The organism is Corallococcus sp. AB011P (genome assembly GCF_003611605.1).
In the GTDB taxonomy this organism is placed as follows: Bacteria; Myxococcota; Myxococcia; order Myxococcales; family Myxococcaceae; genus Corallococcus; species Corallococcus coralloides.
This window is the reverse complement of sequence record NZ_RAVX01000015.1, coordinates 80,533-102,278: the sequence shown is the minus strand read 5'-3', so window position 1 is coordinate 102,278 and position 21,746 is coordinate 80,533. Positions and strand designations below refer to the sequence as shown.

Below are 21,746 nucleotides of genomic sequence, written 5' to 3'. Positions count from 1 at the left end.
CCGATGTTTCCTGTTCGACGCCGCGCCCGTTACACCCTGCTCGTGGGAGCGCTCGCGGCGCTGCCCGTCATCGCGCAGCCCGCCGTCTCCCAGCCGTCCGTCATCGCCCGCAGCGAGGAGGGCATGACCTGGCAGCCGCGCGCCATCCGGGGGCCGGTGGCACTGGAGGACCTCCGGGGCCACGCGCCCTACGTGCCTGGCGGCATTCCGCAGGTGACGGGCGCGATGGAAGTCACGGCCCAGAAGGGCGCGGCCGTGTGGCTGGGTCCGCTGGACGTGGTGCGCGTCACCGGCCCCGCCGGGGCGCTGCGCTTCACCCGCGTGCCGCTGTCGGAGGGCGGCGAAGCACCCGAGCTGCGCGTGGAGGAAGAGGGCGTGCCGGAGCGTCCGGGCCGCTGGTACCTGGCGGAGCCCATGGGCGCCGGCAGCATCTGGTGGGTCACGGCGACGAAGAACGCCCGCATCGTGGTGGAGCGGCCCACGCACACGTCCACGGCGCGCACCGAGGAGCGGATGCGGGACGCGCTCCTCAAGTGGGTCGACGGCAAGGGGCCGCGCCCGGCGCTGGCGTTCGACGCGGCCACGCGAGCGCGGCTGGACGTGGACGCGGCGCTGGAGGCGGAGCTCGTGAAGGACGAGCCTGAGTCCTCGCCCTTCCGGACCGCGGTGCGCGACTGGCGCAAGGCCTCCGCGCTGCGCGAGTGGGCGCTGGTGTCACCGCTCTACGGCCGGGCGGTGCGCGTGGAGCGCCCGCGTCCCACCGGCACGGAGGTGGTGCTGGACGGAATGGACGCGCCCTGGGTCCGCCCGGAGGAGAAGGGCTCGGTCTGGGCGTTGGAGATGGAGGGCCCGGGCGTGCTGTCGCTGGAGGCGCGCGCCGTGCTGGGCGATGGCTCGTCCGCCGAGGCCCCGACGGTGGAGGTGTACGGCGTGGGCGGGGTGCTCGCGCAGGCGCAGCTCACGCCGCAGCCCGCGTGGGCGGAGGCCGCCGAGGGCGCGGCGCTGCCGGACGGGCGCACCGCGCGGGTGCTCGCGTCGGGTGAGCGCGTGGGCATCGCGGAGGAGATGCGCGTGGCGCTGCCTCCGGGCAAGCACAACTACCGCGTGAGCTGGAAGGGCCCCGCGCCGCTGATGCGTGCGCGCGTCGCCACGCGCCGGCCCACGTTGTCCGAGGCGCTGTCGCACCAGACGCACTGGACGGAGCTGGCGGAGAAGGCGTGGGAGGTGGTGAAGAAGGACCCCGCCGCCCGCCCGTCGCTGCTGCGTCAGCGGCTGGTGGCGCTGATGCCGGACCTGGCGCGCGGAACGTACGGACGCATCAAGACGGAGGGCCTGTCGCCGCTGCTGACCGTGATGGCCGCCCTGGGTGACGGCGACACGGACGTGGCGGTGGAGACGCTGAAGGGCGCGGATGCGTCGCCGCTCGCGTGGCACCTGCGGCTGCTCACCGCGAAGAGGCTCCTGGACGCGAACAAGCCGGACGTCGCGCACGCGCTCCTGGGCACCGCGCCCGCGCTGCCGGACGCGGGCTTCCTCACCGCCGAGGCGTCGGAGCTGGTGGCCCGCCTGCCGCTGGGGGATCCGCTGCGCAGCCGCGAGCTGGCCGCGCTGGAGCTGGCGTGGCGCGCGGATCCGCTGTCGGAGGACATCCGCCGGAGCTACCGCACCGCGTGGTGGCGCGCGAGCCGCTGGTCGCAGGTGACGCCCGCGCCCCGCGACGACGGGACCGAGGTGAAGGCCTCGCACTGGCTGGACCTCCAGGGCATGGAGGCCGATGCGTCGATGACGGGCAGCGCGCTGTGGCCGCTCGCCGCGGGCGGCACCACGCACGTGCAGGCCACGGGGCTCGCCGAGGCCCCTACCCTACTGCGCGCCTACGTGATGACGCCGCCGGGCGCGAAGGCGAACCCGGTGCTGCGAGTGGGGAGCAACGCCTTCCCGCTGCTGCCGCTGTCGGCGGTGGAGCCGGTGGAGATTGCCCTGCCTCCGGGCGAGCACGCCCTGAAGCTGGAGGGCGTGGAGGGCACACGCGCGTTCCTGTCACTCGCGCCCGCGAAGGCGCAAGGGACGCCGGGCGAGGTGGGCTACGTGCGCTCGCAGTGGCCGGTGAAGGTGGAGAAGAGGGCGGTGCGCTTCCGGGTGCCGGACGCGAAGCTGCCCTCACCGGTGCGCGTGCAACTGCGTCCGTTGAATGCCACCGCGGGCAAGCCGCTCGTGGTGCGCATGAACACGGACGTGGGCCATCCGCGCAGGCTGGTGCTGATGCCCACCGCCGCCAGCCCGCGCCACGTCGCGCTGGAAGGCGCGAAGGGCACGTCGTCCGCGCCGGTGTCCGCGGTGGTGACGCTGCCCGCGCAGGCGCGCGAGGTGTGGTTCGAGCCCGAGGATCCGAAGGCACAGCTCGCCGTCTCGCTCGCGGTGCGCCGCGCGGAGGTGGCCACGTCCGAGGAGCCCCCTGCCCCGCCGCGGCAACCGCAGGCGGGCACGGCGTACGAGACGCTCCAGACACTCTCCCGCGCGCTGCGCACAGGACCCGATGACGTGGAGCCGCGCCTCGCGCGCGCCGAGCTGCTGTCGTCGCTGCAGGAGGACGGCTTCGCTCGCGCGGACGTGGGCCGGCTGTTGGACGTGCAGGCGAAGCTGACGCCGGAACAGCAGCGGCGCCTGCTCGCGCTGATGGACCGCCTGTCGCAGGCGGCCCCGCGCACGGTGCGCTTCACGCAGGCCATCACCCAGCCCACGCTGGTGTCCCCTGCCTTCCCGGCGCTGGACACGGACGGCGCGAAGCTCGCGGCCACCAGTGCACAGGCTCGCGAAGGCCACACGGACGCGGCGCTCACGGCGGTGTCGGGAGACAAGAGCCTCGCGGGCCGTTACCTGAGAGCGCGGTTGCTGTCGGCGTCCGGCGAGGACGCGGCGGGCGCGCTGGCCATGGCGGCGCTGTACCGCGAGACGGGCCTGCCGCAGGTGGGCCTGGAAGCGCTCGGCATGCTGGAGCGGCTCCAGGACTCGCCCCAGGCGTGGAAGGACGGCGGTGCGCCCCTGGGCGCGGCGCTCGCGGGCCAGCTCCAGGCGTGGGCGGATCATCCGGATGTCCGCCGCATGCGCTTCACCGCGGGCCGCTGGACGCGCTGGGAAGGTCTGCGCGACGCGGAGGAGACCGCGGGCTCGCTCCTCGCCACGTCGGAGGCCGGCACGGACGACGAGGACGTCGCCATGTCCGTGCGCAAGGCGCTGCTCGCGCCCCCGTGGAAGCTGTCGGAGGCGAAGCTGCTGCCCGCCGGTGCCTCGCGCGTGATGAGCCTGGTGGTGAAGCAGCCCCGGCCCCTGGGCGCGGAGGTCCTCTGCGGCACCACCCCGCGTCCGGGCGTGGACGCCGCAGGCACCTGCGCCTTCGCGCTCCGCGTCGACGGTCGCGTGGTCCGCGAGCTCCAGGTCCCCGAGGGCGAGACCGCCATCCTGGGCACGCGCCTGGACGTCCCCGGCCGACACCAGGTGGAAGTGGTGATGGCGCGCGCCGACACGCAGCAGACCGGCCTGGTGCGCTTCGTGGAGTCCGAGGAAGCCAGCACCCACGCCCGCGTCATGGCCGCCCCGCAGCCCCTCTCCCTCCTGCGCAGCCGTCCGGGCGCGCCGGTGGTGATGACCGTGCTGGGCCCTACCGCCCTGCGCGTGCGCGCCACCGCTCTGGCCCCCACCGCGGGCCGCGAGCTGCTCCTGCGCAGCACGCCGCTGCCCTCCGGTGACGGCACCGGCGGCTCCAGCGCGGAGGAAGGTCCGCTCATGCACCTGGGCCTGCCCGAGGACGCCGACCCCGGCCTCCAGGGCGCGTCCCAGCCGCTGGGCCGCATGGGAGAGACGTGGCTGCTGCTGCCCTCGCGCGGTCCGCACCGCGTGAGCCTGGAGTCGCCCGCGGGCGAAACCCTGGTGCAGGTGCAACTGGGTGTCGCAGCGGATCCGAGCGCGCTCGCGGCCCCCTCGTGGGCCCAGGGCACCACGGGCCTGGAGCCGCTGCCCTGGCCCGCGCTGCCTCCCAGCCTGTCGCTGCTGCCGGAGGGCATGCCTCCGGAGGCGCGCACCAGCGGCCTGGGCATGGTGTCCGCGGAGATGGGCTATCGCAGCGAGGACGTGGAGGAAGGCGAGCTGCTCAACCGCCCGCTCCAGACGGGCCTGGAGGTCCGCCTGTCCCTGCGCCGTGAGCTGTCCCCGGGCCGCGCGTGGCTGCGCTTCACGCCCGAGGCCCGCTACCCGCTGAACCAGTCCGCCGTGCTCGGCGGCACCGTGGCCGGCTATGTGAATCAACTGCCCGGCGACCTGCGCCTGTCCATGCAGGGCTCCGTGTTCTCGCAGACCATCGACGGCACGATGCGCTGGAGCGCGCGAGGCCGCGTGGCGGCGGACCGCTACGTGCGCCTGTCCCCGGACGTGGGCCTCATCCCCGGCCTGGGCCTGACGCTGGAGTCCATGCAGGGCGGCAGCGCGGTGGACGCCACGCGCTACGACCAGAACGTCTACTGGCTCTACGGCAAGGACCACCCGCGGCGCCTGTCGCCCCGGCTGTCGCTGCGCTGGCAGCCCTTCCAGGACCACGTGGTCACGCTGGGCATGTCCGCCGTGAGCAACGCGAACATCTACACGGTGGACAACGCGGGCGCCTACGCGAGCTGGGCGGCGCTCCTGGGCGGCAAGCTCCAGGGCACGCGCGTGGAGCTGGGCTACGGCGCTTCACAGCGCTTCCAGGATGCTCACCGCGCCACGGAGTACCTGCGCCACCGCGTGTCGGGCCGCCTGGACTGGAACGTGTGGATGGGCAGGGGCGGCAACCGGCTGATGCTCTTCGCGGAGGACCGCGCCTTCCTCTCCGGCCCGTACGGGATGCAGAACATGTTTTCACTCGGAGCGCGGTGGGATTGGACGGGTGGACGTGGGCTGAAGGACGTCACGCCCACCGAGGAGGAGTTCGAGGAGCTGCTCGATGAACGACGTTTGCAGCCTTGAGGAGGGGTGAGCTGTCCTGATCCGAACGCGTGCATGGAGTCGCCGGGCAGGTTTCTCAAGCAATGAATAGCTCTGGCCGCGACATGCACCCGGCGAACGAACCTCTCGAGTCCCAACTGCTGGAAGCCCTGCCCCCGCTGCACCGTCGAGTGCGCGGGGCCCAGGTCGAGGTCCTGGCCCAGCGGCTGGTGGAGTCGTGCCCTCGCCCCGCCGGCCTGGAGGGACTGGCCCCGTGGCTGGGCGTCGCCCTGGAGGCCCTGGAGACGGAGCTGGCCGCGGTCCACGCGGAGATCGTCCAGTTCACGCGTCAGCACAACGAGGCGCAGGATGACGCCGCCCGCCGCCAGGTGCTGGTGGAGCACATCAAGGCCACGGTGAAGGACCGCAAGGACCGCAAGGAGGACCTGCGCGCCCTGGACCGGTGGATGGGCTTCGACGCCCTGCGCGAGCGACTGGAGAAGCGCCGCCACAAGCTGCTGATCGAAGAAGAGACGGCGCTCCGCGCGCTGACGGGAGTGCTGGACAAGGCCCACGAGCAGGAGCTGCGACCCGCCGCCGTGCCGCTGGCGAGGCAGCTGCTGGACCGCGCCGTGGACGCGCCCCGGGCGCAGAACCGCTCCGCCGCGCTGGAGGCCTTCCGGCAGCTCGCGCGGACGGTGCCGGGCGTCGCCGCGTCGCTGCCCGAAGTGGGCCCCACGCTGACGAGCCTCGCGGGCCAGGAGGACGTGAGTCCGTTCTTCCAGGCGGAGGCCCTGCGCGCGCTGCTCACGGTGGACGCGCTCACGGGCCTGGCCCTGCTGCGCCAGCGTCTGCGCGCGAAGGCGCCGTCGGAGAAGGACTTCCTCTTCCGCCGCCAGGTGCTGGAGCAGTGCGCGCCGCTGCTCTCGGAAGAGCACCGCATGCCGCTGCTCACCGAGGTCGCGCACCACGACCCGAGCGAGTACGTGCGCATGGGCCTGTGCGCCCTCATCGCGCAGCGCCCGGACGGACAGCCACTGCTGCGCCGTCTCGCGGGCCTGGAGCAGCTGCCATCCGTCGCGGGACAGACGCTGTCGGAGCAGAGCCCGCGCGTGCGCACCGCCGCCGTGCTGGCCGCGGTGGACGCGGCGCTCGCGGCGCCAAAGGTGAAGGGCCCTGCCCTCCAGGTGCTGGTGGACGTGCTCGGCCGTGACACCGCGCCGCTCGTGCTGCGCGTGTCGTGCGAGCGCGCCGCCGCGCTGGCGGAAGCGCTGGGCGCCGCCGGACTGGGCCCCGCGCACGCGGCGCTGCTGGACGCGGTGGAATCCCTGGCGACGCAGCCGGGCGCCACGGGGCCGGTGGTGGAGGACGCCGCCGCCGCCGCGCAGGTGCTGCGCCGGGTGAAGGACCCCGTGCGCCAGGCATGGACGGCGTTCCTCGCGGGCCGAGTCTCCAAGCTCCGCCCGGGCAGCCGCACGCGCATCCCGCTCCAGCCGGCGCCGGAGGACCTGCCGCCGATGCCGGAGGGCCCCGCGTGGCTGGGCGCCATCCTCGCGGACCTGTCGCAGGACGGGCACGGCCTGTACGCGGAGCGCACGGACAAGACGCTGACGCTGTGGCACGGCGACCGGCAGGAGCGCCGCCTGTGGCGCATGTGGCACGAGCTGGGCCGCCCCGCGCCGAACAAGCGCCAGGCGTTCCTGCACACCACCGGCCGCGTGATGTCCGGCACGCTGCGCGCGCACCCGGGCCACCTGGACGAAATCACGGAGACGCTGGTCCCCGGCGAGCGCGTCCACGTGGCGAGCCAGGGCAGCTGGGGCCGTCACCTGCCCACGGTGGACGACCTGCTGGACATGCCGCTGTCGAAGGACGGCAAGGTGCACCTGTTCAGCAGCCACGGCGAGACGGTGCTGGTGCCGCCCGCCTCGCGCCTGCGCCGGCTGACGAACCGCCTGAAGGTGTCGAAGGACTACCGTCGGCTCGCGTCGCTGCGGCTGGACTCGCTGGGAGGCGAGGAGCCCCGTGAGCGCCGCCGCTTCGTGGAGCAGGTGGAGCGCGAGCTGGGCGTCCAGGTGCGCTTCACGCCGTACGGTCAGCAGAAGCAGGTCCCCGCGCCGCTCGCCACGCTCTTCCACGAGCCGGAGGCCGCGCCGAAGCCCACGTCCACGCTGCACACGCCCGCGCTGCTGGGCCTACAGAGCGGATTCCTGGCGCTCCTCACCGAGCGCATCATGGAGAACGAGGGCTACTTCCTCGGCATGGGGGGCAATGGCATCGCGGCGCTGGGCCTCTTCACCGCGGCGCTCTTCTCCGTCTTCCTGGGCGACACGTACGTGAAGCGCCAGAACGTGCGGAAGTCCCGGGAGAAGATCCCGCTCGTCATCGGCGGCTGGGGCACGCGCGGCAAGTCCGGCACGGAGCGCCTGAAGGCGGCGCTCTTCTCCGGCATGGGCTTCGAGGTGTTCGCGAAGACGACGGGCTCGGAGGCGATGTTCGTGCACAGCGCCCCGGGCGCCGGGCCGTCCGAGTTCTTCATCTTCCGCCCCTACGACAAGGCCACCATCTGGGAGCAGAAGGACATGGTGGAGCTGGGCGCGCGCCTGGGCACGGAGGTGTTCCTCTGGGAGTGCATGGCGCTGCAGCCCAACTTCGTCGAGCTGCTCCAGAACGACTGGATGAAGGACGACTTCGCCACGCTGACCAACGCCTATCCGGACCATGAGGACATCCAGGGTCCGGCGGGCATCAACGTCGCGTCGGTCATCACCAACTTCATGCCCAAGGGCGGCCGGGTGGTGACGACGGAGGACCACTTCCTCCCGCTCTTCAAGCAGGCGGCGCAGGAGAAGGACACGACGCTGCTGCACAGCGCGTGGTGGGAGGCGGAGCTGATTCCCGAGGAGTTCCTCGCGCTGTTCCCCTACCGCGAGCACCCGCGCAACATGGCGCTGGTCGCGACGCTGGCGGAGCAGCTCGGCGTGTCGCGGCCGTACGCGCTGGCGCTGATGGCCGAGCACGTGCAGCCCGAAATCGGCGTGTTGAAGGTCTTCCCGCCGGCGAAGGTGCGCGGGCGGCAACTCCAGTTCATCAACGGGCACTCGGCGAACGAGCGCACGGGCTTCATGAACAACTGGATCCGCACGGGCCTGGGGGACGTGGATCCGGAAGCGAACCCGGAGCGCGCGGTCATCACGGTCATCAACAATCGCTGGGACCGCGTGTCGCGCTCGGAGGTGTTCGCGCGCATCATGGTGGAGGACGCGCCCGCGGACCGGCACGTGCTCATCGGCACGAACCTGGAGGGTCTCCAGAAGTACGTGCGCGACGCGCTGGATCGGCACCTCTTGAGCACGGAGGTCGTCGCGGTGGAGGAGGTCGCGAGCCCCGAGGGCCAGGCCCGCGCGGAGGCGCGGCTCGCGAAGGAGCTGACGAAGCTGAAGGTGCCGCGTCCCACGACGGCCACGTTCATGGACCGGCTGGAGCGGTACGCGGCCGGCGCGGGACTCCAGGCGACTGCCACGCTGGCGCTGACGACGGCGGTGGAGAAGGCGCTGGAGGGCGGAGACGACGACGTGGGTGTGGAGAAGGTGCGCCGCGCGCTGGAGCGCGAGGTGGGTCCGCTCATCGACGAGGCGCTGTCTCCGGCGTCGCGCGCACAGCCTTCCTCGCTGCCGGAGGTGCTGACATCCGCGACGAAGGACGAGGTGCGCGAGCACGCGCTGTATCTGCTGGCCCGCATGGCGGTGCACGCGCGGCTGAAGGCGCTGCTGCCCCGAAGTGAAGCGGATGCTCAGGGCCGAGTGAAGGCGTTCCACGCGAAGTTCCGCGACGCGTACAAGGCCATGATGCTGGAGCAGTTGGTGCCTGTGTCCGACTCGCAGGCGACGGGCGACCAGGTGGTGGACGCGTGCGCTCGCACGGTGGCGCCCGGGATGCAGGTGAGCATCATGGGCGCGCAGAACATCAAGGGCACGGGCCTGGACTGGGTGTACCGCTGGATGGCGCTGGACCGGGTGACGACGGCGCTGAAGGCGCTGGAGGGCACGTCGGTGGAGGCGCGGCGGCGGGCGCTGGAGTCGCTGGAGACGTTCGACGACTCGGGCTTCGTGGACGCGGGCCTGGCGCGCACGGTGCTGCCGGGGCTCGTCAGCAAGGCCGCGTCGCCGGATGAAGCGGACCGGCTGCGCAAGCTGGCGGAGCGCGCGCGGACGCGGCACGAGTTGAAGATCGCCGCGCTGACGCACACGACGGCAGGCGGCGCGACGCAGGTGGTGGTGCGCAAGCTGGAGAAGGTCTTCGACTACCTGGACAGCGTGACGCGCCGCCGGCTGAGCGAGATGTTGCTGGAGGACCTGGAGACGGGCCGCGTGTCGCACGCGCGAGCGGCGGTGGAGACGCGCAAGCTGTACGAGCGCCAGAAGGGCGGCTGGCTCTTCCGCGGCCTCAAGAAGCAGCCGAAGCAGCTGGTGCCGGTGGTGGAGGCGCCCACGCCCGTCATGCCGGCCCCCGCGGAGGCGGTGTTCAAGGCGATGGTGGAGCTCCCCAGCACCAAGGTCCCGGTGCAGGTGCACCACGTCCCCCTGGACACCAACGCGCTGACGAAGATCGAGGGCCCCGTGCTGCTGCGCGACGAGCCCTTGAAGAAGCAGGGACCGGACGTGCTGGGGCCCGAAGCGGCGGATGACGCAGGCGAGCCGCTATCCTGAGTCCCCCCGAGACAGAGACCCGAGGAGCGATGTTCATGGAGGAGAGTCCCATCACGGACGCGGTGCTCGGGGAACGCGTCCCTTCCCTCCCCCGCCTCAAAGCGGTGGAGCCCCTGACGCGCGGGCGCGTGGAGCCCCTGTGCGTGGCGGAGGTCCGGAGCCTCGCGGCCTTCAATGCATTGGAGGCGGAGTGGAACGCGCTGGTGAAGCGCGCGGACGACCAGGTGTTCTACCGGCACGAGTTCGTGCGCTGCTGGCTTGAAAACTTCGCGCCCGGCGCGGCCCTGCGCATCCTGACCGCGAGGAACGCGCTGGGCATGCTGGTGGCGGTGCTGGGGCTCCAGGAGGAGCAGGGCCACCAATACGGCGTGCCGGTGCGGCAGTTGTCGTCGCTGACGAACAAGCACTCATGCCGCTTCGACCTGGTGGCGGAGGAGCCCAGGCACGCCGCGGTGGCCTTCCTGTCGCATCTGCTGGGCGACCCGAGCTGGGAGGTGCTCCGGCTGTCGGACGTGCCGGAGGGCGGCGCGGCGTGGGAGCTGCTCAACGCTGCGAGGGGCGCGGGAATGCCCTGGGGCGCGTGGCCGAGCGCACGCTCGCCCTATCTGGTGTTGCCTCCCACGGTGGCGGCGTGGACGAAGGGCCGGAGCAACGCTAAGCCGCTGCGCAGGAGGCGCAGGCGCCTGGAGGAAAGGGGCCGCGTGGAGGTGGAGCGCGTGGCCGAAGTGGAGGGCCTGGGGTCGAAGCTGGAGGAGGCCTTCGCACTGGAACAGAGCGGCTGGAAGGCGCAGGAGGGCACGGCGATCGCGCAGGCGGAGCACCGGCGCGGCTTCTACACGGGGCTGGCGCACACGGCGGCGGAGCGCGGCTGGTTGGGATTGTATTTCCTGCGGCTGGACGGACGGGCCATCGCGTTCCAGTACGGGCTGGAGTACGGCGGCCGCTATCTGGCGATGAAGCCGGGCTACGACGAGACGCTGGCGGAAGTGAGCCCGGGACACCTGCTGACGGAGAACCTGATCCAGGACTGCATCGGAAGGGGCCTGGGTGAGCTGGACTTGTTGGGAGATGACGCTCCCTACAAGCGCGAGTGGACGGAGCAGGTCCGGCAGCACCACTGGCTGTTCATCTACCGGGACACCTGGATGGGGCAGACGCTACAACGCTCGAAGTTCCGCTGGGCTCCAGTGGCGAAAAGGATGGTGGGCAGATGGGTCCGACGGCGCTGACGTTCTACCGAGCCGCGAAGCGGCTCCAGGCGCTCCCGAGGCTCGCGAACATGGTGGCCACGGTGGGCGACCGCCTCCACAACAGCCACGTGGACACGAAGGCCGTGCTGCACCCCACGGTGGAGCTGGGCTACGGAGGCATTGGCGTGATCATCGCGCCGGGCGTGGAGATTGGAGCGAAGAGCTTCATCTCCCAGAACGTGAGCCTGGAGCCCCTGCCCGGACGTGTCGGCGTGCCCCGCGTGGGCCGCGACGTCTACATCGGCGTGGGCGCCCAGGTGCTGGGCCCGGTGGTGATTGGCGACGGCGCGAAGATTGGCGCCAACGCGATCGTGCTGGACGACGTGGCGCCGGGGACCACCGTGGCGGGGATTCCGGCCCGCGAGCTGAAGCAGAAGGTCCCGCCCACGGGGACGTGAAACTCAGCCGCCCTTGGGCATCTTCAGCGCCATCGCGACCAGCGAGAGGGTCAGGTCCTCGGGCTGGTAGGGCTTGAACGGGTTCAGCGTCGTCCCGGTGGAGTCCAGGTGATCCAGTCCGGACAGGGTCACGGACTTGGAGCCGGGGATGAACGCGTCCTGCGGGAGCACCAGGCCGTCCGACTTCACGCCGTAGCGCTGATGCATGTACTCCTGCATGGCGAACAGCGGCGACGTCGGGTTCGCGGTGGTGGAGGCCATGGAGACGGTGGGGATGCCCGGCGGCATCGGGTGCTTCGCCAGGAACTCCTTGCGCGAGTCGTACGTCAGGTCCTCACCGGCCTGGATGCTGCCACCGAGCGCCTCGACGGCGCCGCCCACGCCGTAGCGCACGAGCGGGTTGTCCAGCAGGTCCTGCGCCATGGGCGAGCCGCCGTAGGGCGACTGGATGGTGACCAGGGCGCGCACGTGGTCCTTCAGCTCCGGGTACATCGACAGGGCCGCAGCGGAGTCCAGGCCGCCCTTGCTGTGGCCGATGAGCACCACCTGCTTGCCGTTCTTGGAGGCCTCGAGCACGGCCTGCCGGACGATGGCGGCGTTGTGCTCCACGCCCATGTCCGTGTCCACGGGAACGCGGCCGACCTGGAGGCCCTGCGCTTCGAGCGCGTCCAGGTTCTTGTCGAAGTAGATCTGCTTGGGCGCGGCCTCGGAGAGCAGACCGCCCACGGCAAGGAACACGCAGTTCTTGGCCTCGGGGGGCATCACGTTCTGGCCCGCGCGCACGGCCTGGTTGAGCTTCATGAACTCCGCGGTGGAGTCCTTCGCCGGCGGATACGCCTTCTGGATCCAGCCGATCTTGTCCGCCTCGCCCTTGCCGGGCCAGGGGATGGGAAGGCGCAGAGCATTGACCTGCTGCGACCCCGCCGGAGCCACCGACGAGAAGCTGTCCCCCTTCACGATGGCGTTGAAGCCCTGCGCGCCCTTGGCCCGGGCAGGAGCCTCCGGAGCGACCCGCGTCTGTGTGGACGGCGTGAGGCTGGAAGGACGCGTGACCTGGACCATGAGGGGACCTCGGGAGGGGGAGCCGAGTTGAGCAGCAGGGAGGCTTGCCTACATTGTCGGTCAATGGCGCCGGGAGTTGCGTGCCCGTTCCAAGTCCGTGAGAAGCCGAGACTCAGAGCATGTGTCGCAGCGCGGCGAACTCCGCTGGCTATGGCTGATCAGGCGGACCGCACACGTCAGAACGCTGGCTGTTCATACCAGGGACGCTGCACCGGGTGACGCTTCTCCCAAATCCCTTCGGCAACACGGTCCCACTTGCCGCGAGTCGACCGATAGCGGACCTGGAAGCCCACGGGCACCGTCTTCCAGTAGGTGGCTGACCAGGGTCGCATGACCGTCCACACCGCGCTCCCAGGAACCAGGACCCTCGACGGTCGCGAGGCCTCCCTGGCGAACTCCTCCCCCGCGAGCTCATGCCCTCCCGCTTCAAAGCAGTGCTCGTCCCCATCACTCCAGCCCTTGGAATAGCGGCTCCAATCCGGCCGGGTCAGTGACTCCCACACGGCCCCGCCCTCGGGCGTCAGTCCATACCAGAAGCCCGAGTAGCGCCCCGGCGCGCACGAACTCATCGCGAGCGCGCTTTCAATCTCCGGGAGCGTCCGGGCGAGAGCGTCTGTTTCAGAGTGTTTCACCCTGATGAGCCCGGCCTCGCACAGGGAGGCCAGCATTGGCGCCAGCTCCCGCGCCTCCAGCCCATGGGGGCGCCGGTTGGTGATGACCTCGATGTTGGGACTTCCCAGGACAGCCAGGTTCTCTCTCAGCTCTACGACGGCATCCAGAAACCAGAAGCTCCTGCGATCAATGCGCATGGCAAGGCCCTGGCGAAGCAAGCTGCTCGCTCGCATGTGGGCCAGGGCCACTCTACCGCGATCGCCCGCCTGCACTCGGAACCTGGGACCGCAAGCGCTGCCAGCAGCCCCCCCGCCGCGCCCTTGCCCCTGTCGCCATCCCTGCCTACATGCCCCGTCCGCCTCGGGATGACCCGTCCAGGAACTGCTGCGCATCAAGATCCACGCGGCACCAGCCGAGAGCAGGTGGTGGATGGCCCCGAGTGCGGCAGCGCCCGGACCGAGTTCGCAACGGGCCCGCGGCGTCCGATGGGCCCGATGCGTGCGGTCGCGAGCCCCTCGGGTTTTAGAGGAGAACCAGGAAGTGAAGCTGCGCTGAGCGCCGATGGACTCTTCCATGCTCCGCATGAAACCGAAGAAGCAGGAGTGAGGTAGAACCGGCGGCATGTTCAAGAAGCTCCACATCCAGAACTTCAAGGCGTGGAAGGACACAGGCGACATCCAGCTCGCGCCGCTCACGATGTTCTTCGGAACGAATAGCTCGGGGAAGACGAGCCTCCAGCAATTCCTCCTCCTGCTGCAGCAGACAGCACAGTCGCGAGACCGGAAGCGGGTGCTCCACCTGGGTGACGAGAGCACGCTCGTCGACATGGGGACCTTCCCGGAAATGCTCTTTCGCCAGAACCCTGCCGCGCTCCTCCGCTTCAACATGGAGTGGAGCATGAGGGTGCCGGAGGAAGGAGTGCCGGACTCAATCGAGGTTCCCTCCACCTCGCAAGGCAAGATGGAGAACTTGCCACTTCCTTCCCGCTCCTTCGAGGCCCTGATTGGCCAAGAAGACAAGCAGTCCGCCAGAATCGAAGTAAAGCAGTTCATCTATCGGCTGAACACACCACGGTCCACGCACGGCATCGGCATGGCCAGGCGCGCTCATGGGCCAGGGTACGAATTTCTTCTGGAGAACTTGGAGTTTGCCAGAAAAGAAGCGGCAGGGGAGGCGCTATCAGCCCCCATTCACTTCTACGGGTTCCCTCATGAAGCCGATACGCACTACAAGTTCCCCGGCGACCTCGACAGCCTTGCGCTCGAACTCGAAGACCAACTGGACGCAATCCATTACCTGGGCCCACTGCGACAGCCCCCACATAGAACCTATCTCTGGTCGGGTGAGGCCCCTGAGAGCGTAGGCGATGACGGCAGCCTCGCGGTTGCCGCGCTTCTGGCCGCGAATGAGCGCTCAATCGAGGTGGAGGACCAACCTGCCCGTCCTTTTGCGCAGTTGATCGCGGAAAGGCTGGTCAGCATGGGACTGCTGGAGTCCTTCGAGGTGCAGCCCATCGCCCCCAATCGGAAAGAGTACGAAGTCTTTGTTCGCACTCCTGGCAGCCCGATGGCGGTTCGCTTGCCGGACGTTGGGTTCGGCGTGTCCCAGGTCATGCCTGTATTGCTTCAATGTTTCTACACCGAGCCCGGCTCCACATTGCTCTTCGAGCAGCCCGAGCTCCACCTTCATCCCAAAGCACAGACGGAACTCGCGGACGTTTTCATCGACGCGATTCACGCCAGTGAGGATGGGCAGCCTCGAAACATCCAATTGCTCGTCGAGAGCCACTCCGAGCACCTCTTGCGCCGGATCCAGCGGCGCATCGCGGAAGGGAAACTGCTGCCGGAGGAGACAGCCATCTACTTTTGCTCGCCCGGCCCGGAGGGCTCGCGCATCGAGAAGCTGAAGCTTGATGAGTACGGGAACATCATCAACTGGCCGAAGGACTTCTTCGGCGACGACATGGAAGACCTCGTCGCGATGACCGAGGCGGCGATGAAGCGCCAGCAGGAGCAGTCCCCCGAATGAACGCCTCCCCTGCGCTATTCGTCGTCGACACCAACGTGCCGCTCACCGCCAACAATGCGAACACGGTCAGCCCCGCGTGTGTTCAGGCCTGTGTCCGGGCGATCAACTCAGTGATGCAGAGCGGACGCATCGTTCTTGATGACGACTGGATCATCATCAACGAGTACAAACACAAGCTATCTCCTACGGGCCAGCCAGGCGTGGGAGACCGCTTCCTCAAGTGGGTCCTGACCAATCACGCCAATCCGGCTCGCTGCGTCCGGGTTTCGCTGACGCCACGCCAGGACGATCCCCGCGACTTCGAGGAGTTCCCCCGTGACCAGGCGCTTGCCGGCTTCGATCCGGCGGACCGCAAGTTCGTCGCGGCGAGCTGTGCCCACGAGGAGCGGCCGCCCATCCTCCAGGCAACGGACAGTAAATGGTGGGGACTGCGGAGAGAGTTCGAGCGCTGCGGGGTCCGCATCCACTTTCTCTGCCCCAAGGACATCGAGGAACTCCACGAGCGTAAGGGTGGCGAGTGATGGCTGACGACTTCTTCAAGTTCCCCCACACCCCGCACCTCGCGTGGCTTTCCGCCAGACCGGTACGCCATGACAAAGTGCTCTCTCCACCTGAGGCACGCGAGTTCCTCGATGGCGAGGTCCTCGTCGAGGAAAAGATAGACGGGGCGAACCTTGGCATTTCCGTAGGCCCTGACGGCGAGCTGCGAGCCCAGAACCGCGGCGCCTACCTCGGTCCCCGAGCATCCCCCCAGTTCCAGCCGCTGTGGCCCTGGCTGGAGACAAGGCGCCAGCAGCTTGTCGAAACCCTGGGCCAACACCTGATGCTCTTTGGCGAATGGTGCTTCGCGGTCCACAGCGTGCACTACGACGCCTTGCCCGACTGGTTCCTCGCCTTCGACGTCTACGACAAGCGGGCCGGACGATTCTGGTCCTCCCCGAGACGAGACGCCCTCGTGGCCTCACTCGGCCTCGCGGCCGTCCCGACTGTCGCGCGCGGGCATCTGACTGCGGACGACGTGGTGAACCTGCTCGGCCCCTCGCGCCACACCCATGCCCCCATGGAGGGCATCTACCTCCGTCGCGATGAGGGGGACTTCCTGCTCGCGCGCGCGAAAATCGTTCGTCCCGAGTTCGTCCAGGCCATCGAGGAACACTGGTCCTCCCGCCCTCTGGAACGAAACACCCTGGCTCCGCGATGACGCGATAGGGGGCGCGGCATGGAGCGCGATGGCAAGAGGGACGCCCGGGGCCGGAACCTGGGACTCCAAGCGTTCACAGCAGGCCACCCACCCCGCCCCTGGCCGCTCCCCTGCCCTCCGGTCGTCAGCCCGGACTACATGCCCCGTCTCAGGGGGGATGACCCGTCCAGGAACTGCTGCGCCCGGCCCTCTTGTGGCATATACCCACACCATGCCTTCCGCCCTCACCGCCTCCCAGATCCGCGAGGCGTTCCTCCAGTTCTTCGAGGAGCGCGCCCACCGCCGTCTCGCCTCCTCCTCGCTGGTGCCCGTTGGCGACCAGACCCTGCTGTTCACCAACGCCGGCATGGTCCAGTTCAAGGACGTCTTCACCGGCCGTGAGCAGCGTGACTACCGCCGCGCCACCACCTCCCAGAAGTGCGTGCGCGCTGGCGGCAAGCACAACGACCTCGACAACGTGGGCTACACCGCGCGCCACCACACGTTCTTCGAGATGCTCGGCAACTTCTCCTTCGGCGACTACTTCAAGGCCGACGCCATCTCGTTCGCCTGGGAGTTCGTGACGAAGCGGCTCGGCCTGTCCATCGACCGGCTCGCCGTCACCGTGTTCAACGGCGAGAACAACATCCCCTGGGATGAAGAGGCCTTCGACCTGTGGGCGAAGGAGGGCGTGTCTCGCGACCGCATCCTGAAGCTCGGCTACAAGGACAACTTCTGGGCCATGGGCGACACCGGCCCGTGCGGCCCCTGCTCCGAGATCCACTACCACCAGGGCGACGACATCCCCTGTGTCGAAGAGGCCGCGGGCCGCAAGTGCCAGGGCGTCGCGTGTGATTGCGACCGGTGGCTCGAAATCTGGAACCTCGTGTTCATGCAGTTCGAACGCAAGGAGAAGGACGCGCCCCTCATCCCGCTACCCAAGCCGTCCATCGACACCGGCGCCGGCCTGGAGCGCATCGCGGCCGTCGTCCAGGGCAAGCGCTCCAACTACGACACCGACCTGTTCCAGGGCATCCTCTCCACCGTCAGCGAGCTGTGCGGCAAGCCCTACACGCAGGAGACCGGCGCGTCCCAGCGCGTGGTCGCGGACCATGCCCGCGCCACCGCGTTCCTCGTGGCGGATGGCGTCCAGCCCTCCAACGTGGCGCGCGGCTACGTCCTGCGCCGCATCATGCGCCGGGCCATCCGCCACGGTGCCACGCAGCTGGGCATCAAGGAGCCCTTCTTCTTCAAGGTCGTGGACCGCGTCATCGAGCTCATGGGCGACGCGTTCCCCGAGCTGCGCGACGGCCGAACCTTCATCCTCGAAGTCGCCAAGCACGAGGAGGAGGGCTTCCGCCGCACGCTCGACCGCGGCCTCAAGCTGATGGACGAGGAGCTGGTCAAGCTCCAGGCCTCCGGAGGCAAGGTCCTCTCTGGCGATGTCGTCTACCTGTTGCACGGCACCTACGGCTTCCCGTGGGACCTCACGCAGATCATCGCGCGCGAGCGCGGCTACGACGTGGACCTGGAGCGCTTCAACAAGCTCAAGGTGGAGGCCGAAGACCCGGACTTCCTCCCCGACGCCAAGAAGTCCACCAAGGACGTCTTCCAGACCGTCCTCACGCGCACCGCCCCCACCCAGTTCCTGGGCTACGACGGCGAGGGCCACGAGGGCGAAGGCAGCGTCATCGCCCTGGTGCAGGACGGCGTGGAGGTGCCTCAGGTTTCCGCGGGCGCCACGGTCGACGTCGTGCTGGACCGCACGCCCTTCTACGGCGAGTCCGGCGGCCAGCAGGGCGACACGGGCCGCATCGTCGCGCACGGCGGCAAGACCGTGGTGCAGGTGAAGGACGCGCAGCGCCCGGTGCAGGGCCTCATCGTCCACAGCGTGGAGGTGAAGGAAGGCACGCTGAAGGTCGGCGACATGGTGCAGACGTCCGTGGACGTGGAGCGCCGCAAGTCCATCCGCGCGAACCACTCCGCCACGCACCTGCTGCACAAGGCGCTCAAGCGCGTGCTCGGCGAGCACGTGAAACAGGCGGGCTCCGTCGTCGCGCCGGACTTCCTGCGCTTCGACTTCTCGCACTTCTCCCCCGCCACCCAGGAGCAGTTGGAGCAGGTGGAGGACCTGGTCAACACCTGGGTACGCGACAACGCGGATGCGCAGACGCGCGTCATGAACCTGGACGACGCGAAGAAGTCCGGCGCTGTCGCCATGTTCGGTGAGAAGTACGGCGAGACCGTGCGCGTCGTCACCGTGCACCCGGAGTCCACGGAGCTCTGCGGCGGCACGCACGTGAAGCGCAGCGGCGACATCGGCCTGTTCAAAGTCACCAGCGAGAGCGGCGTCGCGTCCGGCGTGCGGCGCATCGTGGCCGTGACGGGCGTGGGCGCGCTCCAGTTCGTGCGCGAGCAGGAGCACGAGCTCAAGAAGGTCGCGGCGCTCCTGCGCACGAACCCCAAGGAGGTCGCCACCCGCGTGGAGGCCACCCAGAAGCGCGTGAAGGAGCTGGAGCGCAAGGTGGAGGAGGTCTCGGTGAAGGCCCAGTCGGCCTCGCAGAAGGACCTCCTGGACCAGGCGCGCGAGGTCAACGGCATGAAGGTGCTGGCCACGCGCGTGGACCCCGCGGACGACAAGGTGTTCCGCGGCATGGCGGATCAGCTGCGCGACCGCATCGGCTCGGGCGTCATCGCCATTGGCGGTGAGAAGGACGGCCGCGCCGTCATCCTGGTGGCGGCCACGAAGGACGTCGTCGCCAAGGGCATCAGCGCGGGCAACCTGGTGCGCGAGATGGCCAAGGAAGTGGGCGGCAAGGGCGGCGGCAAGCCGGACATGGCGCAGGCCGGTGGCCCGGACGCGGACAAGCTGCCCGTGGCGCTCGAGAAGCTCTTCGAGCTGGTGAAGGGCGCGAGCCCGGCGTGAGTCCTCGCGCTTCATCCCGCCCCCTGGCGTTCCTGACGGCGGCCCTCCTGTTGGGGGGCTGCACGAAGGAAGCCTCCACGTCCGAGGAGGGCCAGGAAGCCGACGCGCGCACGCTCCAGAAGCTGCGCGCGGAGGCGGACCGGGTGAAGCAGGGCGGCGCCGTGGCCACGCGTCCACAGCCGCCCCAGCGCGAGCCGGAGGAGTCGAAGCTGGCGGGCCTGGCCGCGGGCATGGGCGACAACGGCCCGCGCAAGCTGCGGCTGCCCGAGCGCAACGACACCGTGCACGTGGACACGGTGGCGGTGAAGGTGACGGGGCTGGAGGCCTCGCACTCGGTGAAGGGCTCCAGCAAGGCGGGGCTGAGCCTCACGACGGAGGACCTGTTCCTGCGCGTGGAGCTCATCACCCAGAACGTGGGCGGGATGCCCGCGCCGCTGACACTGGAGGGCGTGAAGCTCACGGACGCGAAGGGGCAGACGTATCCGCTGGCGCGCGATGCGCAGGCGGTGGCCGGCACGAAGCCCCTGCCCTCCACGTGGGAGCCCGCGCAGCGCACGGAAGTCGTGCTGCTGTTCGAGGTGCCGCCGGACGCCGTGCAAGACGATGGGCTGGCGCTCGTGGTGCAGGGCGCTGGCGGGGACGTGCGGATCCCCTTGCGATGACCGGGTCGGCCCCCAAGCTCCTCCCCCTGCGCATCCGACTCCCGTACACGGGGGAGGAGGAGTTCATCGAGCGGTATGGCTCGAACGTGGGGCGCGGTGGAGTGTTCGTGGCCACGCGCGCGCTCAAGCCGGAGGGCACGGGGCTGGCGTTCGAGTTCGTCCTCGCGGACGGCACGCGGCTGTTGCGCGGTGAAGGCGTGGTGCTGAAGGCGCAGCCGGACGCGGGGAGTGCCCGCACCGGGATGACGGTGCGCTTCACCAAGCTGGACGCGGCGAGCAAGGCGCTCATCGATCGCATCGTCGCGCGGCGGAGTGGGACGGAGGTGGCGCCGCCGGGGCTGGTGCGACGAACCCCGGCTGTGAATCCGGCACGGCCTGCGTCAGGCAGCGAGGCGCCGGCACCGGTGGAGCCTCCGGCGAAGGTCGCCCTCGAGGAACCGAGGACGCGCGCCGCGCCGCCGAAGGCGTCCATGACGTTGCCGGCCGTGAAGCTGCCCGTCGAGGAGCCGCCGCCGGACCTGGCTGAACCGGATGAGCCGGTGTCGCTGTTTCCGGAGCACGCGGTCGACGAGGAAGAGGAACTGGCGCCACTGCTGCCGGCGGTGGACTTTCCGCGGAAGCCGCGGAGGCATCCGGTCGGCCTGGAGGCACAACGGGCGACCCAGGAAATGTTCACGGTCCAGCCGGCGACTCGTGCGTCCAGCGGAGTCCAGGCCGGGGAACGGAGGCCCGCGACCACCGGCACCTTCGCGGCCGTGAGGGCGCCGGAGCCTCCCGAGGATCCACAGCAGGTTGAGGCTTCCGCGGGCGAGGCTGAGACGAACGCGCTGGCCGACTCATCTGCGGCCGATGCAGCGCGTGCGGAAGCTTCGAGTTGGGAGGCACCCGCAGGTGCCGAGAACGCCGCAACGGCTTCATTCACTGACGCCCCTGCATGGGATTCGACTCCGAGCACAGCGGATGCCCCACCTGCTCCGGACGTCGATGACGGTCGCGTGGAAGCGCAGGCCGCGGTGTCTGATGGGGACGCCTCCGTTCCGGATGCACGCGAGGACGAAGCGCATCCGCCGGAACCCGAGGCATCTGGCGCTCCTGACGCGGGCGAAGCATCCGCGAACCACTTCACTCCCGCGTCAGTGGACGCGTTTGATCCGAACGCCGTGCTCGGAGCCGCGCACGCTCCCGAGCACTCCGGGTGGAGCGCTGAGTACGCGACGGAGGAGACTGGCGACACGGCCTCCGCGTTCGCGGACACGCCAGGCGAAGCAGAACCGGCACGCGTGGAAGCAGCAGCCGTGTCCGGTGGGACGCAGGCGGACTCCGACCCGGCGTTCGACTTCGACGTCGACCTCAGCATGGAGCCGGAGGCGGCCCCCGCACCCGCGGAGCCCGGTTCCTCGTTCGCACCGGACTCCCATGCGGCGGAAAGCGCCGCGGAGGCGACGCTCCCTCCCGAAGAGAGTCGCGACTGGGCTCCCTCGGACTCCGACGCCGTCAGCGCCCACGAACCGCTCCATCCGGAGGCGAGCAGTGAGTGGACGGCTCAGGACTCCGACACCGAGGGAGCCTCTTTCGCGGCAACGTTGCCTTCGGAAGAACACGATGCTCGGGCTGTGTCGGACTCCGATGCCGAGGGAGTCGATACCGAAGCAGCGCATCCGCCGGCGGAGCACTTCTCGGCCGCCCCGGACTTCGACGCAGGCGCTGGCTCGACTGAGGAGCCCCTCCCTCCAGCAGAGGCCTCCTCGGCGGTCACGGACGCCGACGCCGTAGAAGACTTCCGCCAGGCGACGACGCATCAGGAGGAACTCCGTCCGGCGGATGCTCCGGGTTCCGACGCAGTGGAAGAGGCTACGAAGGAAACGCTTCCTCCTCCAGAGCCACTCGCGACGCCGAGCCAACGGGAGGCCGAACGCCTTCGCGCATGGGGCATCGACCCGGACTCCCTTCCGCGCGCGCTCAG

General features: G+C 70.0%; 11 protein-coding genes and 1 pseudogene. 10 read left to right on the top strand and 2 right to left on the bottom strand.

Annotation, left to right across the window (positions count from 1 at the left end):
• Positions 1 to 3: 3 nt before the first annotated feature.
• The 4 genes from D7X30_RS29450 (at position 4) to D7X30_RS29430 (ending at position 11,313) form a co-directional block, all read left to right on the top strand.
• Positions 4 to 4,998: a hypothetical protein gene (locus tag D7X30_RS29450; RefSeq protein WP_120566301.1), complete on the top strand. Its 4,995-nt coding sequence runs from the start codon at positions 4 to 6 to the stop codon at positions 4,996 to 4,998.
• A gap of 62 nt (positions 4,999 to 5,060) precedes the next feature.
• Entirely contained in the window at positions 5,061 to 9,665 is a 4,605-nt protein-coding gene (locus tag D7X30_RS42055) for a hypothetical protein (protein ID WP_158619418.1), read from the top strand.
• 35 nt (positions 9,666 to 9,700) lie between these two features.
• Positions 9,701 to 10,894, top strand: coding sequence for a GNAT family N-acetyltransferase (locus tag D7X30_RS29435; protein ID WP_199724573.1), 1,194 nt, complete (start codon positions 9,701 to 9,703; stop codon positions 10,892 to 10,894).
• A complete protein-coding gene (locus D7X30_RS29430; protein WP_120566299.1) occupies positions 10,876 to 11,313 on the top strand; it encodes a serine O-acetyltransferase in 438 nt (145 codons plus the stop codon). The genes D7X30_RS29435 and D7X30_RS29430 overlap by 19 nt, the downstream gene beginning before the upstream one ends.
• A gap of 3 nt (positions 11,314 to 11,316) precedes the next feature.
• On the opposite strand, the gene D7X30_RS29425 is transcribed toward D7X30_RS29430, so the two are convergent.
• Both D7X30_RS29425 and D7X30_RS29420 read right to left on the bottom strand, forming a co-directional pair.
• Positions 11,317 to 12,375: a triacylglycerol lipase gene (locus D7X30_RS29425; RefSeq protein WP_120566298.1), complete on the bottom strand. Its 1,059-nt coding sequence runs from the start codon at positions 12,373 to 12,375 to the stop codon at positions 11,317 to 11,319.
• Positions 12,376 to 12,551: 176 nt separating this feature from the next.
• Positions 12,552 to 13,184 carry a hypothetical protein gene (locus D7X30_RS29420; RefSeq protein ID WP_147443353.1) on the bottom strand — a complete coding sequence of 211 codons (633 nt, stop codon included), beginning with the start codon at positions 13,182 to 13,184 and terminating at the stop codon, positions 12,552 to 12,554.
• A gap of 424 nt (positions 13,185 to 13,608) precedes the next feature.
• Between D7X30_RS29420 and D7X30_RS29415 the strand changes: the two genes are divergently transcribed.
• The 6 genes and pseudogenes from D7X30_RS29415 to D7X30_RS29390 all read left to right on the top strand — a co-directional run.
• The gene (locus D7X30_RS29415) at positions 13,609 to 15,015 is read left to right on the top strand and encodes a DUF3696 domain-containing protein (RefSeq protein WP_120566296.1); all 1,407 of its coding nucleotides are present in this window, start codon (positions 13,609 to 13,611) and stop codon (positions 15,013 to 15,015) included.
• Positions 15,012 to 15,536: a hypothetical protein gene (locus D7X30_RS29410; RefSeq protein WP_120566295.1), complete on the top strand. Its 525-nt coding sequence runs from the start codon at positions 15,012 to 15,014 to the stop codon at positions 15,534 to 15,536. Before D7X30_RS29415 ends, D7X30_RS29410 begins: the two co-directional genes overlap by 4 nt.
• A complete protein-coding gene (locus D7X30_RS29405; protein WP_120566294.1) occupies positions 15,536 to 16,216 on the top strand; it encodes an RNA ligase family protein in 681 nt (226 codons plus the stop codon). Before D7X30_RS29410 ends, D7X30_RS29405 begins: the two co-directional genes overlap by 1 nt.
• Positions 16,101 to 19,121 (top strand): alanine--tRNA ligase, encoded by a 3,021-nt coding sequence (gene alaS, locus D7X30_RS29400; RefSeq protein WP_370051764.1) that lies wholly within the window; start codon positions 16,101 to 16,103, stop codon positions 19,119 to 19,121. The genes D7X30_RS29405 and alaS overlap by 116 nt, the downstream gene beginning before the upstream one ends.
• Positions 19,118 to 19,783, top strand: a complete 666-nt coding sequence (locus D7X30_RS29395) for a hypothetical protein (protein ID WP_120566292.1) — start codon at positions 19,118 to 19,120, stop codon at positions 19,781 to 19,783. Before alaS ends, D7X30_RS29395 begins: the two co-directional genes overlap by 4 nt.
• A pseudogene (locus D7X30_RS29390) lies at positions 19,780 to 20,073 on the top strand (TIGR02266 family protein); the annotation flags it as partial. The gene D7X30_RS29395 and the pseudogene D7X30_RS29390, both read left to right, overlap by 4 nt.
• Positions 20,074 to 21,746: the final 1,673 nt, after the last annotated feature.